The following is a 15,237-nucleotide window of genomic DNA, read 5'->3' as shown; positions in this document are numbered from 1 at the left end:
CTCCACGGGAATCAACGGAGCCGTCCCCCGGAGGAGAGACACCATGACCGCTCACCCCGCCTGGCAGAGGTCCACGTACTGCGGCGAAGGAGACGCCTGCGTCTACGTCTCGGCGGCCCCCGGACACCTCGTCCGCGTGGCCGACCGGGCCGACCCGGCGCATCTGGTTCTGGCCACGACCCAGGCCGCCTGGGCCGACTTCCTTGACGCCGTCAAGGCACGGGGGTAAGCGCGGGTGCTCGGCTGACGCCCGGCTGACGCGCCCGGAATCACGCCGCTCAGGGGATTTTGTCCGATTAGCGCGTATCTTCGGCCCATGCCCACGCCCTACGGATCCCGCGGCGGCATGGTGTTCAGCGCCGCCGAGCTGCACGTGCTCAGGCGAACGCTCGCCCACGCCCTCCAGTCCTCCACGGCCCCCCTGACGACCCCCGAGGTCCAGGACTGCCTGCGCCTCGCGCAGTCGGTGGACGAAGCGGTCCAGGAGGCGGGGCGGCTCAGAGAGTTCCTCCTCGCCGACCTCGCCCGCTACCGCGACGCCCTGCCCGGCAGCCTCTCCGGCTATCTGGAGCTGCTCCAGGACGCCCTGGCCGCGGGGTACGAGCCCGCGCCGGACGACCTCGCGGCCCTGCGCGCCCTGCGGGCCAATCCGGTCGCCGCGGCGCTGCTGGACCGCTCCCAGGGCATCGCCGGGCGTTCCGTGCGGCGGCGGCTCTCCACCGCGCCGGCGCCCAGGACCCGGCTGCTGGCCCTGACCGGCGGCAGGGGCGCCAAGGACGTGAAGGGCGCCAAGGACGGCAAGGAGGAGGCCGCCCGGCCCGCGCCGGCCCCCAGGGAGCCGCAGCGCCCCGAGCGGCCCTCCGAGCGGCCCTCCGAGCGGCCCTCCGAGCGGCCCTCCGAGCGGCCCTCCGAGCGGCCCTCCGAGCGGCCCTCCGAGCGGCCCTCCGAACGTCCGTCCGAGCGGCCCATCCCGACGCCCGGCGAGGTGTTCCCGCCGCGCCGCAAGCCCACCCCGCCCCCGGCGGCCGGGCTCGCCGCCGGGTAGCTACGCTGGGGGCATGGACTACGTTTCCGCGCTCGTGCCCCCCGTAGTGATGGCCGGCTTCTTCATCGCCCTCGTCGTGACGATGGTGAAGAGCCAGGGCGGCGCCAACAAGGCCAAGGAAGACGCCGCGGTCGACGCCGTGATCGCCCGCGCCGAGGCCGCCCGCCAGGCGCAGCCCAAGTAGCGGCACAAGCGGGCTGGGGTCCCCCGACTTCGGGGGGACCCCCGATTTTTGTTGAGCGTTGCGCTCCGAATGGCCGGGCAATTCCGAACATTCCGCACTATCGTGCTGTTGTGCCTCGCCCCCTGGGAGAACTCGAAGACGCGGTCATGACGCGGGTGTGGCAGTGGAACCGCCCGGTCACTGTTCGTGAAGTCCTGGAAGACCTCCAGCAGGAACGGTCCATCGCGTACACCACGGTCATGACGGTTATGGACAATCTCCATCAGAAGGGCTGGGTCCGCCGGGAAGCCGAAGGCCGCGCCTATCGATATACCGCGGTCTCCACCCGCGCCGCCTACTCGGCCGCACTGATGAACGAAGCCTGGTCGACGAGCGACAACCCCGCGGCCGCCCTCGTGGCCTTCTTCGGCATGATGTCCGCGGAACAGCGCGAAGCCCTCCGGGACGCCATCCGCATCGTGGGCCACGACGGCGAATCGGTCGCCGGGCCGGCCGCCGGGTCCGCCGCGGAGCCCCCCGCCGGAGCACCTGCCGAAGCGCCCCCCGGAGCCCCTCCCGCCGAAGGGGACTCCGCCGGGCGCGGGACCGGGCCGGGGCGATAGCGTCCGGGCATGGGTGAGTTTTCCGCTGCACACGCAAAAACCGTGACGATCCGCCGTGCCCGCACCGGCGATGTTCCCGCGCTGCGCCGCCTGCTCGACCAGTACGTCCAGCAGCGGATCCTCCTCGACAAAGCCCCGGTCGTCCTTTACGAGGACATCCAGGAGTTCTGGGTCGCGGAACGCGACTCCGGCGGTCAGGTGGTGGGCTGCGGCGCTCTCCACGTCATGTGGGAAGACCTCGCCGAAGTACGCACTCTCGCGGTCGACCGCGAGTTGAAGGGGGCCGGAGTCGGCCATCAGCTGCTCCGGCAGTTGTTGGACACGGCCCGCGCGCTGGGCGTCCGGAAGGTTTTCTGCCTGACCTTCGAAGTGGACTTCTTCGCGAAGCACGGCTTCGTCGAGATCGGCGAGACCCCGGTCGAGACGGATGTCTACATGGAGCTCCTGCGTTCCTATGACGAGGGCGTCGCCGAGTTCCTCGGTCTCGAACGAGTGAAGCCGAACACCTTGGGCAACAGCCGGATGCTTCTGCACCTCTGAACGATCACGGCGGCTTTTCCCGTGCTCCGCGCACCTGTGGCCTATGTCCGAATCGCGCACGTTTCCCGCCGCGTTGCGGTCTCGAACCTCTCCCCGGGGGTTTGTGTTTTCCAAGGAAAAGCGGTTTCCTTTCCGCGTACTGCTTTTCGATGAAAGGAAATCCCGGTGGCACAGAAGGTTCAGGTCCTTCTTGTCGACGACCTCGACGGTGGCGAGGCGGACGAGACCGTGACGTTCGCTCTGGATGGCAAGACCTACGAGATCGACCTCACCACCGCCAACGCGGAGAAGCTGCGTTCGTCGCTCGCCGACTACGTCAAGGGCGCCCGCCGCACCGGTGGACGCGCCTCCGGCGGCCGCGCCAAGACGCGGACGGCCGCGACGTCCGGCAACCCGGACACCGCCGAGATCCGCGCGTGGGCCAAGGCCCAGGGCATGAGCGTCAACGACCGCGGGCGCGTCCCGCAGGAGATCCGCGAGGCCTACGAGAACGCCAAGGGCTGACCCGAGGCCTCTCGTTCCCGTAAGGGCGTACGCCGCCACAGGCGCGCCCGGTGGCATTCCGTCGCCGCCGCGGCGACCAGGCGTACGAGATCGGGCCCGGCACCACCGTGCCGGGGACCGGCACCCTGCCCGGGGCCGGGCAGGGACGGCAGCAGTGCCTCACACCCCTGCTCGGGGGGTCGCAGCCACACGGCGGCCCCCCGGGGACTTCCCTCCGGATGTCCCGGGGGAACCGGGGCTGTGATCCGGCCGCCGGCACCCAGGGCGGTGAGATCCAGGGCGACCCCGCCCCACTCGAGCCAGTCGAGCAGCCCCTCCAGCTCGTCCGCGCTCCCCGCGGCCACCAGGAACCGCATCCTGCGCCCCATGAGCGCCACCGGACCCGTGGCGACCGGCCTGCGCAGCAGCTCCGCCCCGGCATCGGCCGGCAGCTCCAGGACGTCGAACCGGATCCCGGTGACCAGCCGGGCGGGCGGCCCGCCCCCGACGGGCCAGCCGAGCACCCCCTCGTACCAGGACGCGTACGAATCCCGAGGCGAATCCCCGGGCGAATCCTCGGGCGCGACGCGGGGCAGCGGAACGGTGACGGCCATGCCCGGAGCAACTCCGCAGGCGCTCCGTGGTTACGCAGCGCGCCGGACTCAATGCGGAACGTAAACATCCGTCGGGGTGGAGTCCCACATTCGGGACGCAATCGTGTTCGCCCGTAGCGGAGGGAACCGGTGCCACCGGCATGGAGTGTCGGTCCTTACGGGTAAGACATTCCTAGTGGATCGGGGCGACACGCTGATTTGAGCGGCTTCCGTTCGCCATCGGCGTACACGTGTGACGGGTATCTGCCTGGCCTGCGGGAACATCGTCTCGCACCATCGGGTTGGAGCAGTTGTCGGCTGTTGCAGCCGGTTTTCCCCACTGACTGGGGGTGAGCCGCGGACGGATGTCGGCAGTTGGAATGAGCTGTCCCGCCCCGCGGGACTAGCATGCGGAAGGACAGGGCGGGGACCGACCCCGTACTGCCCGACCGCTCTGAGGAGCGATAAACGATGTTCGAGAGGTTCACCGACCGCGCGCGGCGGGTTGTCGTCCTGGCTCAGGAAGAAGCCCGGATGCTCAACCACAACTACATCGGCACCGAGCACATCCTCCTGGGCTTGATCCACGAGGGTGAGGGTGTCGCCGCTAAGGCCCTGGAGAGCCTCGGGATTTCGCTCGAGGCTGTTCGCCAGCAGGTTGAGGAGATCATCGGTCAGGGGCAGCAGGCCCCGTCCGGCCACATCCCCTTCACTCCGCGGGCGAAGAAGGTCCTGGAGCTCTCGCTCCGAGAGGCCCTCCAGCTCGGCCACAACTACATCGGCACCGAGCACATCCTGCTCGGCCTCATTCGCGAGGGCGAGGGCGTCGCCGCCCAGGTCCTGGTGAAGCTGGGCGCCGATCTCAACCGAGTCCGGCAGCAGGTCATCCAGCTGCTCTCCGGCTACTCCGGCGGGGGCAAGGAGTCGGCCACGGCCGGCGGCCCGGCCGAGGGCACCCCCTCGACCTCCCTCGTCCTGGACCAGTTCGGCCGCAATCTCACGCAGGCCGCCCGCGAATCCAAGCTCGACCCGGTCATCGGGCGCGAGAAGGAGATCGAGCGGGTCATGCAGGTCCTGTCCCGCCGTACCAAGAACAACCCGGTCCTCATCGGCGAGCCCGGCGTCGGCAAGACCGCCGTCGTCGAGGGCCTGGCCCAGGCGATCGTCAAGGGCGAGGTGCCCGAGACCCTCAAGGACAAGCACCTCTACACCCTGGACCTCGGCGCCCTGGTCGCGGGCTCCCGCTACCGCGGTGACTTCGAGGAGCGCCTGAAGAAGGTGCTCAAGGAGATCCGCACCCGCGGCGACATCATCCTGTTCATCGACGAGCTCCACACCCTCGTGGGTGCGGGTGCCGCCGAGGGCGCGATCGACGCCGCCAGCATCCTCAAGCCCATGCTGGCCCGTGGTGAGCTCCAGACCATCGGTGCCACGACGCTGGACGAGTACCGCAAGCACCTCGAGAAGGACGCGGCCCTCGAGCGCCGCTTCCAGCCGATCCAGGTGGCGGAGCCTTCCCTCCCCCACACGATCGAGATCCTCAAGGGCCTGCGCGACCGCTACGAGGCCCACCACCGCGTCTCCATCACGGACGAGGCCCTGGTCCAGGCGGCGACGCTGGCCGACCGGTACATCTCGGACCGCTTCCTGCCGGACAAGGCGATCGACCTGATCGACGAGGCCGGCTCCCGGATGCGCATCCGCCGGATGACCGCGCCGCCGGACCTCCGCGAGTTCGACGAGAAGATCGCGGGCGTGCGCCGCGACAAGGAGTCGGCCATCGACTCCCAGGACTTCGAGAAGGCAGCGTCTCTGCGCGACAAGGAGAAGCAGCTGCTGTCGGCGAAGGCCAAGCGCGAGAAGGAATGGAAGGCCGGCGACATGGACGTCGTCGCCGAGGTCGACGGCGAGCTCATCGCCGAGGTCCTCGCGACCGCGACCGGCATTCCCGTCTTCAAGCTCACCGAGGAGGAGTCCTCGCGACTGCTCCGCATGGAGGACGAGCTCCACAAGCGGGTCATCGGCCAGAAGGACGCCATCAAGGCGCTCTCCCAGGCGATCCGCCGCACCCGTGCGGGTCTGAAGGACCCGAAGCGTCCGGGTGGCTCGTTCATCTTCGCCGGCCCGTCCGGTGTCGGTAAGACCGAGCTCTCCAAGACGCTCGCCGAATTCCTCTTCGGCGACGAGGACGCGCTGATCTCCCTCGACATGTCGGAGTTCAGCGAGAAGCACACGGTTTCCCGCCTCTTCGGTTCGCCCCCCGGCTACGTGGGCTACGAAGAGGGCGGCCAGCTCACCGAGAAGGTGCGCCGCAAGCCGTTCTCCGTCGTCCTCTTCGACGAGGTCGAGAAGGCCCACCCGGATATCTTCAATTCCCTTCTCCAGATCCTGGAGGACGGTCGCCTGACCGACTCCCAGGGCCGGGTCGTGGACTTCAAGAACACGGTCATCATCATGACGACCAACCTGGGTACCCGGGACATCTCGAAGGGCTTCAACCTGGGCTTCGCCGCTGTCGGCGACGTCAAGACCGGTTACGACCGGATGAAGGCGAAGGTCAACGAAGAGCTCAAGCAGCACTTCCGGCCCGAGTTCCTCAACCGCGTCGACGACACGGTCGTCTTCCACCAGCTCTCGCAGGAAGACATCATCCAGATCGTCGACCTGATGATCGCCAAGGTCGACGAGCGTCTGAAGGACCGCGACATGGGCATCGAGCTGAGCGGCGACGCGAAGCTCCTGCTCGCCAAGCGGGGCTACGACCCGATCCTGGGCGCCCGCCCGCTGCGCCGCACCATCCAGCGCGAGATCGAGGACATCCTGTCGGAGAAGATCCTCTTCGGCGAGCTGCGTCCCGGCCACATCGTGGTCGTGGGCAAGGAGGGTGACGGCGAAGAGGCCAAGTTCACCTTCCGCGGCGAGGAGAAGTCGGCTCTGCCGGACCTCCCCCCGATCGAGGCCTCGGGCTCCGGCCCGGACCTCTCCAAGGGCGCGTAAGCAGTAGCTGACGCACGGGGGCGGCCCCGGGACCACACGGTCCCGGGGCCGCCCCTTTGCGTGACCGGTTCTACCTCTGATCTTGCGCAGTGCTCCGTCCTAAAGGATTCCGTTGGGGAATCCGCAAACCGGTGATGCCGATCCGTCCGGACTGCCATGATCGGCCTGTTCGTCGATTGAGGGGTGGGCCATCCCTCTCGGCCCTCCCACCCACGACCACAGCAACCATGGAGGATCAACGACCAAGTCCCGCCCGAATCACGCATTCCTCAGCAGAGTCCTTTGGGGCGGAGGTGAAGCGCATCCTTGGCGCGGAGGCGCGGAGGCGCGGAGCGCCGGAGTGCGCTCCGCGCCTGTCGTGACGGTCAGATGGGCCGCTTCTGGAAATGGTCCCCGGACAGGACCCGCAGGCCGGGGAAGATCGCGGGCGCGCGGCGGGCGACCTCCAGGCCGACGCCCACGCTCCGCGGCGCGTGCAGCTGCACCATCGAGGGCATGCACAGGCCGTCGGGGGCGAGATCGAGGGCCGAGCTCGGCACGGCCAGCTCCGTGAGCTCCGCGAGCGGGGCGAGCTCCTGCTGTGACTGAGCACTTCAGTTGGCGGGATTCGCCAACTGAAGTACTCAATGACGCACGGCGCCACGACGTGCGGGTTAAGCAGTCAGCGTCGGCTCTGCCGGCGTCGACCAGTGCTCGCTTACCCACTTGTCCAGGGTCGTCAGGTCGGGGTGGCGGTCGCGCAGAGTGGTCAGGTCAGCCCGGAAGCCCACCGTGTTGAACCAGTCGAACATGGCGGCCAGCTCTTCGCTGTGTGTACGGACCTGCTCGACCGGCTGAGAGTTGAAGCGCACCGGGCGGCCGGCTACGCGGGCGAAGACGTCGGCCATCTGCGGGCCGGTCAGCTCGTCTGCGGCGATCTCGATGGTGCGCCCCATGTACTCGGCAGGGGCGGCGAAAGCGTCGGCGGCGATGGCCCCGATGTCACTCGGAGTGATCATCTGCAGCCGCGTCTGCGGTGCCAGCGCCAGCGTGAGCACCAGCTCGCCGTCCTGCCGCTGCGGGCCCAGGTGCTCGAAGTTGGTGATAAAGAACGTGGGCCGCAGAATCGTCGTCGGCAGGCCGAGCGCTTCGATGTGCCGCTCGACCTCGCCCTTGCTCGCAAAGTGCTGCACCTGGCCTGGGCGGTCGGCGCCGCCGACGGAGCTGTACACGAAGTGCGCGACGCCGGCGCGGATGGCCGCCTCCGCGACTGCCCTACCCTGACGCACCTCTCCGGCAAAGCCGTCCGGCCCGGTGAAGGTCTGTACGCTGAACACGCCATACGCCCCGTCCAGCGCCGCATCCAGCGAGGCCGCGTCGTCCAGGTCGCCGCGGACCAGCACGGCGCCGGCCTCCTTCAGTGCCAGCGCCTCGGGCTTGTTCGGATCACGTACCAGCGCGTGCACTGTCCAGCCGCGGGACACCAGGGCTCGGGCGGTGGCACCGCCCTGCCGCCCGGTCGCACCGGTGACCACAACGACACGGTTGTCAGACATCAAAGGCTCCTCAATAAGCGCAGATCCTGGGCCACCGCAAGCGGCCGCCCTTCGATACGCAGAAGCCTGCTTGCTGAACTTTGGTTGAGGTCCAGCGTTTATGATCCACTTCACAGCAAGGCCATTCGGCCTCTCCTCGCGCTCACCATCTACCGCGCTCAGTCCCGCCAGGTATCACGCTCATCCGCCAACTGAAGCGCCCAGTCACACCTGCCACTCGCCCGGAGCCGCTTCGCGAACGCCCAGTGGCCGAGTTCGACCGCCTCCAGGTCCGTCAGGGCGATGTCGCCGAGCGCGTGCAGGGTTTCCGCCAGGGCCGTGGCCACCCCCGCCTCCTCGCCCGGCGGGATCCGGGCCTCCCCGGGGGCCCGTAACGCCTCCTCCACCAGGCGGTCGGCGAGGCGGCGCAGGTCCGCCGCGCCCAGCACGCGTTTCTCGCGCAGGGAGACGTACGAGGAGATCCGCACGGGCCGGTCCACCAGGCCCGCGCCCGCCGCCTCCCCCCGGAAGAGTCTCTTCACGAGAGGGGTCACGACGCCCGAGGCCAGTTTGATTCCCACCATGGATGCGTCCACGACGCGTGAGCGTAGCTCCGGGCTGTGGGCGGTTGCAGGGTTTTGGTCCCCGGGGTGGCCGCCGGAGGGCCTGCGCCAGTGACAAGCCGCACAGGACAAAACGGACCTACTAGGACGGTCCGTAGATCCAATGTCCGTTTTGCCCCACACGGCCCCTCCCCTCGACCCGGTGGGGGCGCGGTCAACGGGCTGCGTCACACCTTCCGCGCCTACGAGCTCCGGTAGTAATCGGGACGTTTGGGGATGTCGGGGGACACGGGTTACCAAGGGTGGGCAAGCCCGGCATTCGCTCCCCAGCGTGCCGGGTGGATTCATGCCCGAACCCGTCCTTGTCCCCGGCCCGGAGGTCTCCTTCATGTCCGCGAAGCGCGTCAGCACCCGTCGTACCCGTATAGCCATCGGCGCCACCGCTCTCGGTGCAACCCTGGCCCTCGGGGCGGGAACGACCGCCGCCTTCGCCGGCACGGCCCCGCAGACGGCCGCCGCCAAGACCTCCACCTGGCAGAAGCCGGTCGCGCACTACACGCTGTCCGCCCCCTTCGGCAAGGGCGGCACCATGTGGTCCCACAAGCACTCGGGCCAGGACTTCGCCGTCCCCGTCGGCACCCCGGTCAAGGCCGTCCACGACGGCGTCGTCGTCAAGGCGGGCCCGCTCGGCGGCGGCGACGGCCCGGCGTACGGCAACGCCATCGTGATCAAGCACGCGAACAGGACGTACTCGCAGTACGCGCACCTCTCGAAGATCCAGGTCCGGATCGGCCAGAAGGTCTCCAAGGGCGCGCAGATCGCGCTGTCCGGCAACACCGGCAACTCGAGCGGCCCGCACCTCCACTTCGAGATCCGGACCACCCCGAACTACGGCTCGGCCGTGAACCCGGTCGTGTTCCTGCGCAACGCCGGCGTCATCGTCTGACCCGAGCGGCAGCCGCTCAGTACAGGAGCCAGGAGCCCGTCGGCTTGGCCGACGCGTCCACCTTGCCCGCCTTGAGCGTGTCGATCTGCGCCGGGGACAGCACGACGTCGTACGTCTGGACGCTGTCCATGGCGCCGTTCAACGCGGCGGTCCACTTGTCCTCGTTCCGGGCCCGGGCCAGCTCGAGCGGGCCCGGGGCCTGGAAGATGCCCGGGACCGCGCTCTCGCCCGTCTTCTTCCCGTTCACGTACAGGGCGATCTGCTTGCGCTCGGCGTCGTAGGTCCCGGTCAGCTCTGCGTAGGTCCTCTCCATCTTCGGGCTGTCGCCGGAGACGACCACGGTGGTGGCGTCCGCACCCTGGTCGCCCGTCTGGACCCGGAAGACCCAGGCCGGCTTGCCGTTCACCTGGTCCAGGCCCAGCTCGAACGAGGACGACTTCTCGTTGCCCTGGCTGACGGCGATCTGGCGCCCCTTCGCGGAGCGGATCCAGACGCGTGCCGAGACGGTGAAGCTCTTGGACGTGTCCACGACGCGCTTCTCGGACTCGGCGTACGAGTTCTCATTGCCCTTCGTGCGGATCTCGAAGCGCTTGTCGAGCGGGAAGACCCCGGTGTCGGAGCCCATCTTCAGCGGGGCCTTTCCGCTGCGGTCCCGGATCTGCGTCGGGTCGTCCTTGACGGTCGGGGTGTTGTCGACCGGGGCCTTGCTCTTCGACCCGCTGGGGGAGGGCGAGGCCGACGCGGACGGGGACGGCTTGCCGTCCACCGCCTCGTTCTTGTCCTTGTCGCCGCCGCCCAGCAGCAGGAACGTTCCACCGCCGGCGAGCAGCACCAGGACGGTCACCGCGCCGCCGATCATCCACAGCCGCTTCCTGCGCTTCTCGGCCGCCGAGCGGTCGGCCATGGCCTCCCAGTCCGGCTGGTCCGACTGCGGCGCGAACGGACCGGGGAGCCCGGGACCCGGAGCGCCTGGCGCCGTCGGCCCGCCCATGTTCGGGAGCCCCTGGGCCCACTGCTGCTGGGGCGGGGCGGCCGGGGCCGGGGCCGGCTGGTACGGATTGGGCTGTCTGCCGGGCTGCGCGCCCGGCTGCGGGTAGCCGTAGCCGCCGCCCTCCGCGGGCGGGACGGGCGGCGGGCCGAAGCCACCGCCGCCACCCGGTGCAGGCGCGCCGGGCGGGTATCCGTAGCCGGCCGCGGGGGCCGGCGGGACCGGCGGGAACCCGTAGCCCCCGTTCCCCGGGGCGGGCTCGGGCTGCGGGTTGCTGGGGGGATTCGTACCGTCGGTCATGCCACGGATGCTAAAACACAGGTCCGCACAGCTGTACCGCCCGGTCCCGTTCCGCTCGCGCTCAGCCCGACGCCGTGATGATCGGGAAGCTTCCCGTCGCCGTCGGCGCGTGCTCCGGCAGCCACAGCACCGCCACCGCGCCGGCCGCCGTGCCCTCGCGGTCCGCGCCGCCCGGAGCCGCCACGTTGCGGAACGTCAGCCGGGCGCCCAGCACCCGCGCCTGCCCCTCCGCGATGGTCAGCCCCAGCCCGTGCCCCACCCCGGCGCGGTCCGTCGACCCGGTCCGGAACCGGCTCGGCCCCTCGCGCAGCAGCGCCTCGGGGAAGCCCGGCCCGTGGTCCCGGACCCGTACGACCCGGCCCTCGATGTCGACCTGGACGGGCGGCTGCCCGTACCGCGCGGCGTTGGCCAGCAGGTTGCCCAGGATCCGCTCCAGCCGCCGCGGGTCGGTGCTGACGATCTCGTCCGCGACCACCCGTACGGAAGCCTCCGGCATCAGCGCGGTCACCCGCCGGCTCACGAACTCGCCCAGCGCCACGTCCTGGAGCTCCGCCCGCTCGGACGCGCTGTCCAGCCGGGCCACCTCCAGCACGTCCTCGACGAGCGCCCGCAGCGCCTGGGCCCGGTCCCGGACCAGCTCGGTCGGCCGCCCCGGGGGCAGCAGTTCCGCCGCCGTGAGCAGGCCCGTCACCGGGGTCCGCAGCTCGTGCGCGATGTCCGCGGTCACCCGCCGCTCGGCCTCCAGCCGCTGCTGGAGCGCGTCCGCCATGGCGTCCACGGCCCGCGCGAGGTCGTCGGTCTCGTCCCGTACGACGCCCCCGACGGCGTCCCGCACCCGTACGTCGGGATCCCCGTGCGCCACCCGCTGCGCGGCGGCCGCGGCCTTGCGCAGCCGGCGCGAGATCTGCCCGCCGATGAGCACGCCGAGCGCCGCCCCGGCGATCACGACGGACAGCGACCCGACGACCAGGGCCCGGTCCAGGTCGCGCACCATGTTGGCGCTCTCCTTGAACGGGTTGTGCAGCGACAGCACCTGCCCGTTCCCCAGCGGCATCGCGGCCCACACCTCCGGCACCCCCTTGCGGGACTCCTGGACGTACGTGCCGCGCCGCCCCGACCTGGCCTTCTCGCGCAGCGCGGCGGGCAGTTCGGGGTCGTTGAGCTTGGCCCCCATGGACGGTTTGCGCCCGGCTTCGGCGAAGCGGGAGATGAACTGCACGTTGGCCAGCTGCGCCTCGCGGGCGCTCTCCAGCATCGACACGCGGGCAGCGCTGTGCACGACCAGGCTCAGTGCGACGGCGACGAGCGCGCCGACGCCGGCGATGGCGAGCGTGATCTTCCAGCGGATCCCCGTACGGAGGGTGAAGCGCCTCATGCCTTCAGCTTGTATCCGAAGCCTCGGACCGTTTCGATGCGGTCCTGCCCGATCTTCGTGCGCAGCCGCTGGACGTGGACGTCCACGACGCGGGTGTCGCCGCCCCAGTCGTAGTCCCAGACCCGCTCCAGCAGCCGGTCGCGGGACAGCACGGTGCCGGGTGCGGAGGAGAACTCCAGCAGCAGCCGCATCTCGGTGGGCGTGAGCGCCACCGGGGCGCCGGCCCTGCGGACCTCCATGCCCTCGGTGTCGACTTCCAGGTCGCCGAAGACCAGCACCCCGCGCTCCTCGGAGCCGTCCTCGCCGTTCGCCCCCGCCCTGCCGTTCTGCGGGCCGCCGGCGTGGCCGAAGCGGCGCAGCACCGCGCGGATCCGGGCGACGAGGACCGAGCCGTCGAAGGGCTTGGTGACGTAGTCGTCGGCGCCCGCCTCCAGGCCCAGGACGACGTCGATGGAGTCGGCGCGCGCCGACAGCATGATCACGGGGACGGTGGACTCGTCGCGGATCCGGCGGCACAGGCTCACGCCGTCCATGCCGGGCACCATCACGTCGAGCAGCGCGATGTCCGGCTGGTCGGCCCGGAAGGACTCCAGCCCGGACAGGCCGTCGGGCATGGCGGTGACCACGAACCCGTCGCGTTCCAGCGCCAGGGTCGTGGCCTCACGGATGACGTCGTCGTCCTCCACGAACAGGACATGGGTCTCGGCCATGCGCAAGCCTCGCCTCGGTTCTTCGCTTCTTCGGTTCGTCAGTTCTTCTGGGTGACCGCGGGGGCGGGCTGGGCCCCGCCGTCGATGTTGCTGTAGTCGGTGTGCACCCGGTCCTGCTCGGTGAACTTCTCCCCGTTCCAGCGGTACGTGATCACGTCCTCGCCCGACGGATAGGCGAGGGCGTCGCTCTTTCCGTAGACGGGCTTGGTGACCACCAGGTCGCCCCGGTCGATCTCCGCGTAGACGGGCGGCTGCTCGTCCGAGAACACATTCTCGTACGTCCCGCCCTCCGCCCGGTACACGTACGAGCCCCGCCCCAGCGCATCGGCGCAGGACAGCACGTTGACGACGATGTCGGCGGCGGAGCCTGCGGTGACCTTCCCGTAGCTCACGTCGATCGGGTACTCCTTGCCCGTGCAGGGCTTGAGGTCCCGCTTGACCTCGGCGCTGACCTTGGGGTCCGCCTGGAGCAGGGCGACGGGGTCTACCCGCTTGGCGGGCTTGCCCGATGCGTCCGTGGTGGCCGGGACGTGGTCGGGCGGGCTGGCCGCCGACGAGCCGCTCTTGGCGATGGACTCGGTGTGGGCGGGGCCGCCGTCGCGCAGACCTGTGCCGCCGGTGGCGCAGCCGACCGCGAACAGCACAGTGCCGACGAGGACGACCGTCCCCGCCGACATCAGCACCAGCGAACTTCTGCCGTTCAGGCTTTGGCCGTTCAGGCCGCGCACCGCTCACGCCCCTCGTACCGGATGGTGTGGTCACCGCGGTGGTCACCGCGCTCCAGCGCGCGCATGTCCAGATCCCGGCTCTCCAACTCCTGCCGGAGACGGGCCAGCGCGCGGTGCAGGGTGCTCTTCACAGTACCCGCCGACATTCCGAGCGCGGCGGCGGTCTCCTCGGTGCTCATCTGCTCCCAGTGTCGCAGCACGACCACGCTGCGCTGCTTGGGCGCGAGAACCTTGAGGATGTCCATCAGCAGGGCGCGGTCGGCGCGCTGGTCGGAGCCGTCCTCGACGGAGGCGTCCGGGAGCTGCTCGGTGGGGACCTCTTCGAGCTTGCGCGCGCGCCACCACTCGGTCCGGGTGTTGATCATGACGCGGCGCATGTAGGCGTCGGCCAGGGACTTGTCGGCGATGCCGTCCCAACGGCCGTAGGTGCGCACCAGTGCAGTCTGCAGCAGGTCCTGCGCGTCGGTGGGGTCCGGGACCAGGCGCCGGGCACTGCGCAGGAGCGCATCCTGCCGAGTGCGTACGTACTCCTCGAATCCGAGTACCTCGCCGTGCGCCATCTCAGACCGCCTCCGTCCCGTCCAACCGCTCATCCGTCGCCCTACGGATTCGAAGTTACGGAGGCGTTGTCACGGGCCTGTGCGGGCCAGCCTTCGGTGGGCGCACGGACACCCATAGGTTGTGTAACAGTGCGGTGATCCGAGGTTTGGCCGGGACGAACCGAATTCTCGGCTCAGTTTGCGGCGGGGCCCTGCGGCAGCCGGTACGTCCCCCCGGCGAGCGGCTCGACCAGCCCGTCGGAGACCAGCCCGTCCAGCGCCCGGGCCCGCTGCACGGGTTCGTGCCAGACCGTGTCGAGCACGGCCTGCGGAACCGGCCCGACCGCATCCCGCAGCACCGCGAGGAGCTTGCCGCGCACCTGCCGGTCGGTCCCCGCGTACGTCTGCCCGCGCCGCGGCGGCCCGTCGTGGGCCGGCTTCCCGGCCAGGCGCCACGCGCACAGCCCGGCCACCGGGCAGCGGGCGCAGTCCGGGGACTTGGCCGTGCAGACCAGGGCGCCGAGCTCCATCGAGGCCGCCGCCCAGCGGGCCGCGGTGTCCTCGTCCTCGGGCAGCAGGGCCCGGGCCAGGCGCCGCTCGGCGGCGGTGGTGGCGTTCGGCGGGTACTCGATCCCGGTCGTGGTGCGGGCGAGGACCCGGCGCACGTTGGTGTCGAGCACGGCATGCCGCTGCCCGTACGCGAAGGAGGCCACCGCGGCCGCCGTGTACTCGCCGATCCCGGGCAGCGCGAGCAGCTGCGCGTGCTCCCGCGGTACGTCGCCCTTGTGCCGCTCCGTTATCGCGACGGCCGCGCCGTGCAGGCGCAGGGCCCGGCGGGGGTAGCCGAGCCGCCCCCAGGCGCGTACGGCCTCGCCGGGGGCCTCAGCGGCCAGGTCGGCCGGGCGGGGCCACCGGGCCAGCCACTGCTCGTATACGGGCAGGACCCGGCTGACCGGGGTCTGCTGGAGCATGAACTCGCTGACCACGACCCCCCAGGGGCCGGCCTCGGGGCGGCGCCAGGGCAGGTCGCGGGCGTGCTCGTCGAACCAGGCGATGACCGGGGAGTGCAGCGCGTGGGACACGTCGGGGGAAGGGCTGATGGATGCAGTCATGGCAAACGGCATCCTGGC

18 protein-coding genes are annotated in these 15,237 nt (G+C 70.6%); 8 read left to right on the top strand and 10 right to left on the bottom strand.

The window, feature by feature from the left end:
* Positions 1-43 precede the first annotated feature (43 nt).
* From AB0I68_RS32335 to AB0I68_RS32310, 6 genes are all read left to right on the top strand, one after another.
* A complete protein-coding gene (locus AB0I68_RS32335) occupies positions 44-229 on the top strand; it encodes a DUF397 domain-containing protein (protein WP_363180930.1) in 186 nt (61 codons plus the stop codon).
* Between the two features lie 87 nt (positions 230-316).
* Positions 317-1,045, top strand: coding sequence for a hypothetical protein (locus AB0I68_RS32330; protein WP_363180929.1), 729 nt, complete (start codon positions 317-319; stop codon positions 1,043-1,045).
* A 13-nt stretch (positions 1,046-1,058) separates the two neighbouring features.
* On the top strand, positions 1,059-1,229 hold the full coding sequence (locus AB0I68_RS32325; RefSeq protein ID WP_363180928.1) for a hypothetical protein: 171 nt from the start codon (positions 1,059-1,061) through the stop codon (positions 1,227-1,229).
* Positions 1,230-1,339: 110 nt separating this feature from the next.
* Positions 1,340-1,831, top strand: a complete 492-nt coding sequence (locus AB0I68_RS32320; RefSeq protein WP_363180927.1) for a BlaI/MecI/CopY family transcriptional regulator — start codon at positions 1,340-1,342, stop codon at positions 1,829-1,831.
* Between the two features lie 9 nt (positions 1,832-1,840).
* A complete protein-coding gene (locus AB0I68_RS32315; RefSeq protein WP_363180926.1) occupies positions 1,841-2,371 on the top strand; it encodes an amino-acid N-acetyltransferase in 531 nt (176 codons plus the stop codon).
* Between the two features lie 165 nt (positions 2,372-2,536).
* A complete protein-coding gene (locus tag AB0I68_RS32310; protein WP_363180925.1) occupies positions 2,537-2,875 on the top strand; it encodes an Lsr2 family protein in 339 nt (112 codons plus the stop codon).
* Here the strand turns inward: AB0I68_RS32310 and AB0I68_RS32305 are convergent.
* Positions 2,854-3,468: an SCO3374 family protein gene (locus AB0I68_RS32305; protein ID WP_363180924.1), complete on the bottom strand. Its 615-nt coding sequence runs from the start codon at positions 3,466-3,468 to the stop codon at positions 2,854-2,856. The two genes, AB0I68_RS32310 and AB0I68_RS32305, sit on opposite strands and share 22 nt — an antisense overlap.
* A gap of 450 nt (positions 3,469-3,918) precedes the next feature.
* Between AB0I68_RS32305 and AB0I68_RS32300 the strand changes: the two genes are divergently transcribed.
* The gene (locus AB0I68_RS32300; protein ID WP_363180923.1) at positions 3,919-6,444 is read left to right on the top strand and encodes an ATP-dependent Clp protease ATP-binding subunit; all 2,526 of its coding nucleotides are present in this window, start codon (positions 3,919-3,921) and stop codon (positions 6,442-6,444) included.
* 365 nt (positions 6,445-6,809) lie between these two features.
* Here AB0I68_RS32300 and AB0I68_RS32295 read toward each other — a convergent pair whose 3' ends face one another.
* The 3 genes from AB0I68_RS32295 to AB0I68_RS32285 all read right to left on the bottom strand — a co-directional run bounded on the left by AB0I68_RS32295 (position 6,810) and on the right by AB0I68_RS32285 (position 8,554).
* Positions 6,810-6,983: a hypothetical protein gene (locus AB0I68_RS32295; protein ID WP_363180921.1), complete on the bottom strand. Its 174-nt coding sequence runs from the start codon at positions 6,981-6,983 to the stop codon at positions 6,810-6,812.
* Positions 6,984-7,097: 114 nt separating this feature from the next.
* Positions 7,098-7,979, bottom strand: coding sequence for an NmrA/HSCARG family protein (locus tag AB0I68_RS32290; protein WP_363180919.1), 882 nt, complete (start codon positions 7,977-7,979; stop codon positions 7,098-7,100).
* Between the two features lie 158 nt (positions 7,980-8,137).
* Positions 8,138-8,554 (bottom strand): hypothetical protein, encoded by a 417-nt coding sequence (locus tag AB0I68_RS32285; RefSeq protein ID WP_363180918.1) that lies wholly within the window; start codon positions 8,552-8,554, stop codon positions 8,138-8,140.
* Between the two features lie 355 nt (positions 8,555-8,909).
* Between AB0I68_RS32285 and AB0I68_RS32280 the strand changes: the two genes are divergently transcribed.
* Positions 8,910-9,467: a M23 family metallopeptidase gene (locus AB0I68_RS32280; RefSeq protein ID WP_363180971.1), complete on the top strand. Its 558-nt coding sequence runs from the start codon at positions 8,910-8,912 to the stop codon at positions 9,465-9,467.
* Between the two features lie 16 nt (positions 9,468-9,483).
* On the opposite strand, the gene AB0I68_RS32275 is transcribed toward AB0I68_RS32280, so the two are convergent.
* The 6 genes from AB0I68_RS32275 to AB0I68_RS32250 form a co-directional block, all read right to left on the bottom strand.
* Positions 9,484-10,755 (bottom strand): LamG domain-containing protein, encoded by a 1,272-nt coding sequence (locus AB0I68_RS32275; protein WP_363180916.1) that lies wholly within the window; start codon positions 10,753-10,755, stop codon positions 9,484-9,486.
* A gap of 61 nt (positions 10,756-10,816) precedes the next feature.
* Positions 10,817-12,130 (bottom strand): two-component system sensor histidine kinase CseC, encoded by a 1,314-nt coding sequence (gene cseC / locus AB0I68_RS32270; RefSeq protein ID WP_363180915.1) that lies wholly within the window; start codon positions 12,128-12,130, stop codon positions 10,817-10,819.
* The gene (gene cseB, locus AB0I68_RS32265; RefSeq protein WP_363180914.1) at positions 12,127-12,840 is read right to left on the bottom strand and encodes a two-component system response regulator CseB; all 714 of its coding nucleotides are present in this window, start codon (positions 12,838-12,840) and stop codon (positions 12,127-12,129) included. The genes cseC and cseB overlap by 4 nt, the downstream gene beginning before the upstream one ends.
* Positions 12,841-12,878: 38 nt before the next feature.
* Positions 12,879-13,517, bottom strand: coding sequence for a hypothetical protein (locus tag AB0I68_RS32260; RefSeq protein ID WP_363180970.1), 639 nt, complete (start codon positions 13,515-13,517; stop codon positions 12,879-12,881).
* Positions 13,518-13,555: 38 nt separating this feature from the next.
* Entirely contained in the window at positions 13,556-14,128 is a 573-nt protein-coding gene (locus AB0I68_RS32255) for a SigE family RNA polymerase sigma factor (RefSeq protein WP_048478496.1), read from the bottom strand.
* Between the two features lie 173 nt (positions 14,129-14,301).
* Positions 14,302-15,219, bottom strand: coding sequence for an A/G-specific adenine glycosylase (locus AB0I68_RS32250; protein ID WP_363180912.1), 918 nt, complete (start codon positions 15,217-15,219; stop codon positions 14,302-14,304).
* Positions 15,220-15,237: the final 18 nt, after the last annotated feature.

The sequence above is a fragment of the Streptomyces sp. NPDC050448 genome (genome assembly GCF_040655295.1).
Taxonomy (GTDB): Bacteria; Actinomycetota; Actinomycetes; order Streptomycetales; family Streptomycetaceae; genus Streptomyces.
Note: the sequence above shows the minus strand (reverse complement) of the source record. Positions and strands in the feature narration are given on the sequence as shown.

What these genes read in the sequence shown, in the direction of transcription:
- AB0I68_RS32335 (WP_363180930.1), top strand. Translation starts at nt 44, where the DNA reads ATGACCGCTCACCCCGCCTGGCAGAGGTCCACGTACTGCGGCGAAGGA.
- AB0I68_RS32330 (WP_363180929.1), top strand. Translation starts at nt 317, where the DNA reads ATGCCCACGCCCTACGGATCCCGCGGCGGCATGGTGTTCAGCGCCGCC.
- AB0I68_RS32325 (WP_363180928.1), top strand. Translation starts at nt 1,059, where the DNA reads ATGGACTACGTTTCCGCGCTCGTGCCCCCCGTAGTGATGGCCGGCTTC.
- AB0I68_RS32315 (WP_363180926.1), top strand. Translation starts at nt 1,841, where the DNA reads ATGGGTGAGTTTTCCGCTGCACACGCAAAAACCGTGACGATCCGCCGT.
- AB0I68_RS32305 (WP_363180924.1), bottom strand. Translation starts at nt 3,468, where the DNA reads ATGGCCGTCACCGTTCCGCTGCCCCGCGTCGCGCCCGAGGATTCGCCC.
- AB0I68_RS32300 (WP_363180923.1), top strand. Translation starts at nt 3,919, where the DNA reads ATGTTCGAGAGGTTCACCGACCGCGCGCGGCGGGTTGTCGTCCTGGCT.
- AB0I68_RS32290 (WP_363180919.1), bottom strand. Translation starts at nt 7,979, where the DNA reads ATGTCTGACAACCGTGTCGTTGTGGTCACCGGTGCGACCGGGCGGCAG.
- AB0I68_RS32280 (WP_363180971.1), top strand. Translation starts at nt 8,910, where the DNA reads ATGTCCGCGAAGCGCGTCAGCACCCGTCGTACCCGTATAGCCATCGGC.
- AB0I68_RS32275 (WP_363180916.1), bottom strand. Translation starts at nt 10,755, where the DNA reads ATGACCGACGGTACGAATCCCCCCAGCAACCCGCAGCCCGAGCCCGCC.
- cseC (WP_363180915.1), bottom strand. Translation starts at nt 12,130, where the DNA reads ATGAGGCGCTTCACCCTCCGTACGGGGATCCGCTGGAAGATCACGCTC.
- cseB (WP_363180914.1), bottom strand. Translation starts at nt 12,840, where the DNA reads ATGGCCGAGACCCATGTCCTGTTCGTGGAGGACGACGACGTCATCCGT.
- AB0I68_RS32260 (WP_363180970.1), bottom strand. Translation starts at nt 13,517, where the DNA reads ATGTCGGCGGGGACGGTCGTCCTCGTCGGCACTGTGCTGTTCGCGGTC.
- AB0I68_RS32255 (WP_048478496.1), bottom strand. Translation starts at nt 14,128, where the DNA reads ATGGCGCACGGCGAGGTACTCGGATTCGAGGAGTACGTACGCACTCGG.
- AB0I68_RS32250 (WP_363180912.1), bottom strand. Translation starts at nt 15,219, where the DNA reads ATGACTGCATCCATCAGCCCTTCCCCCGACGTGTCCCACGCGCTGCAC.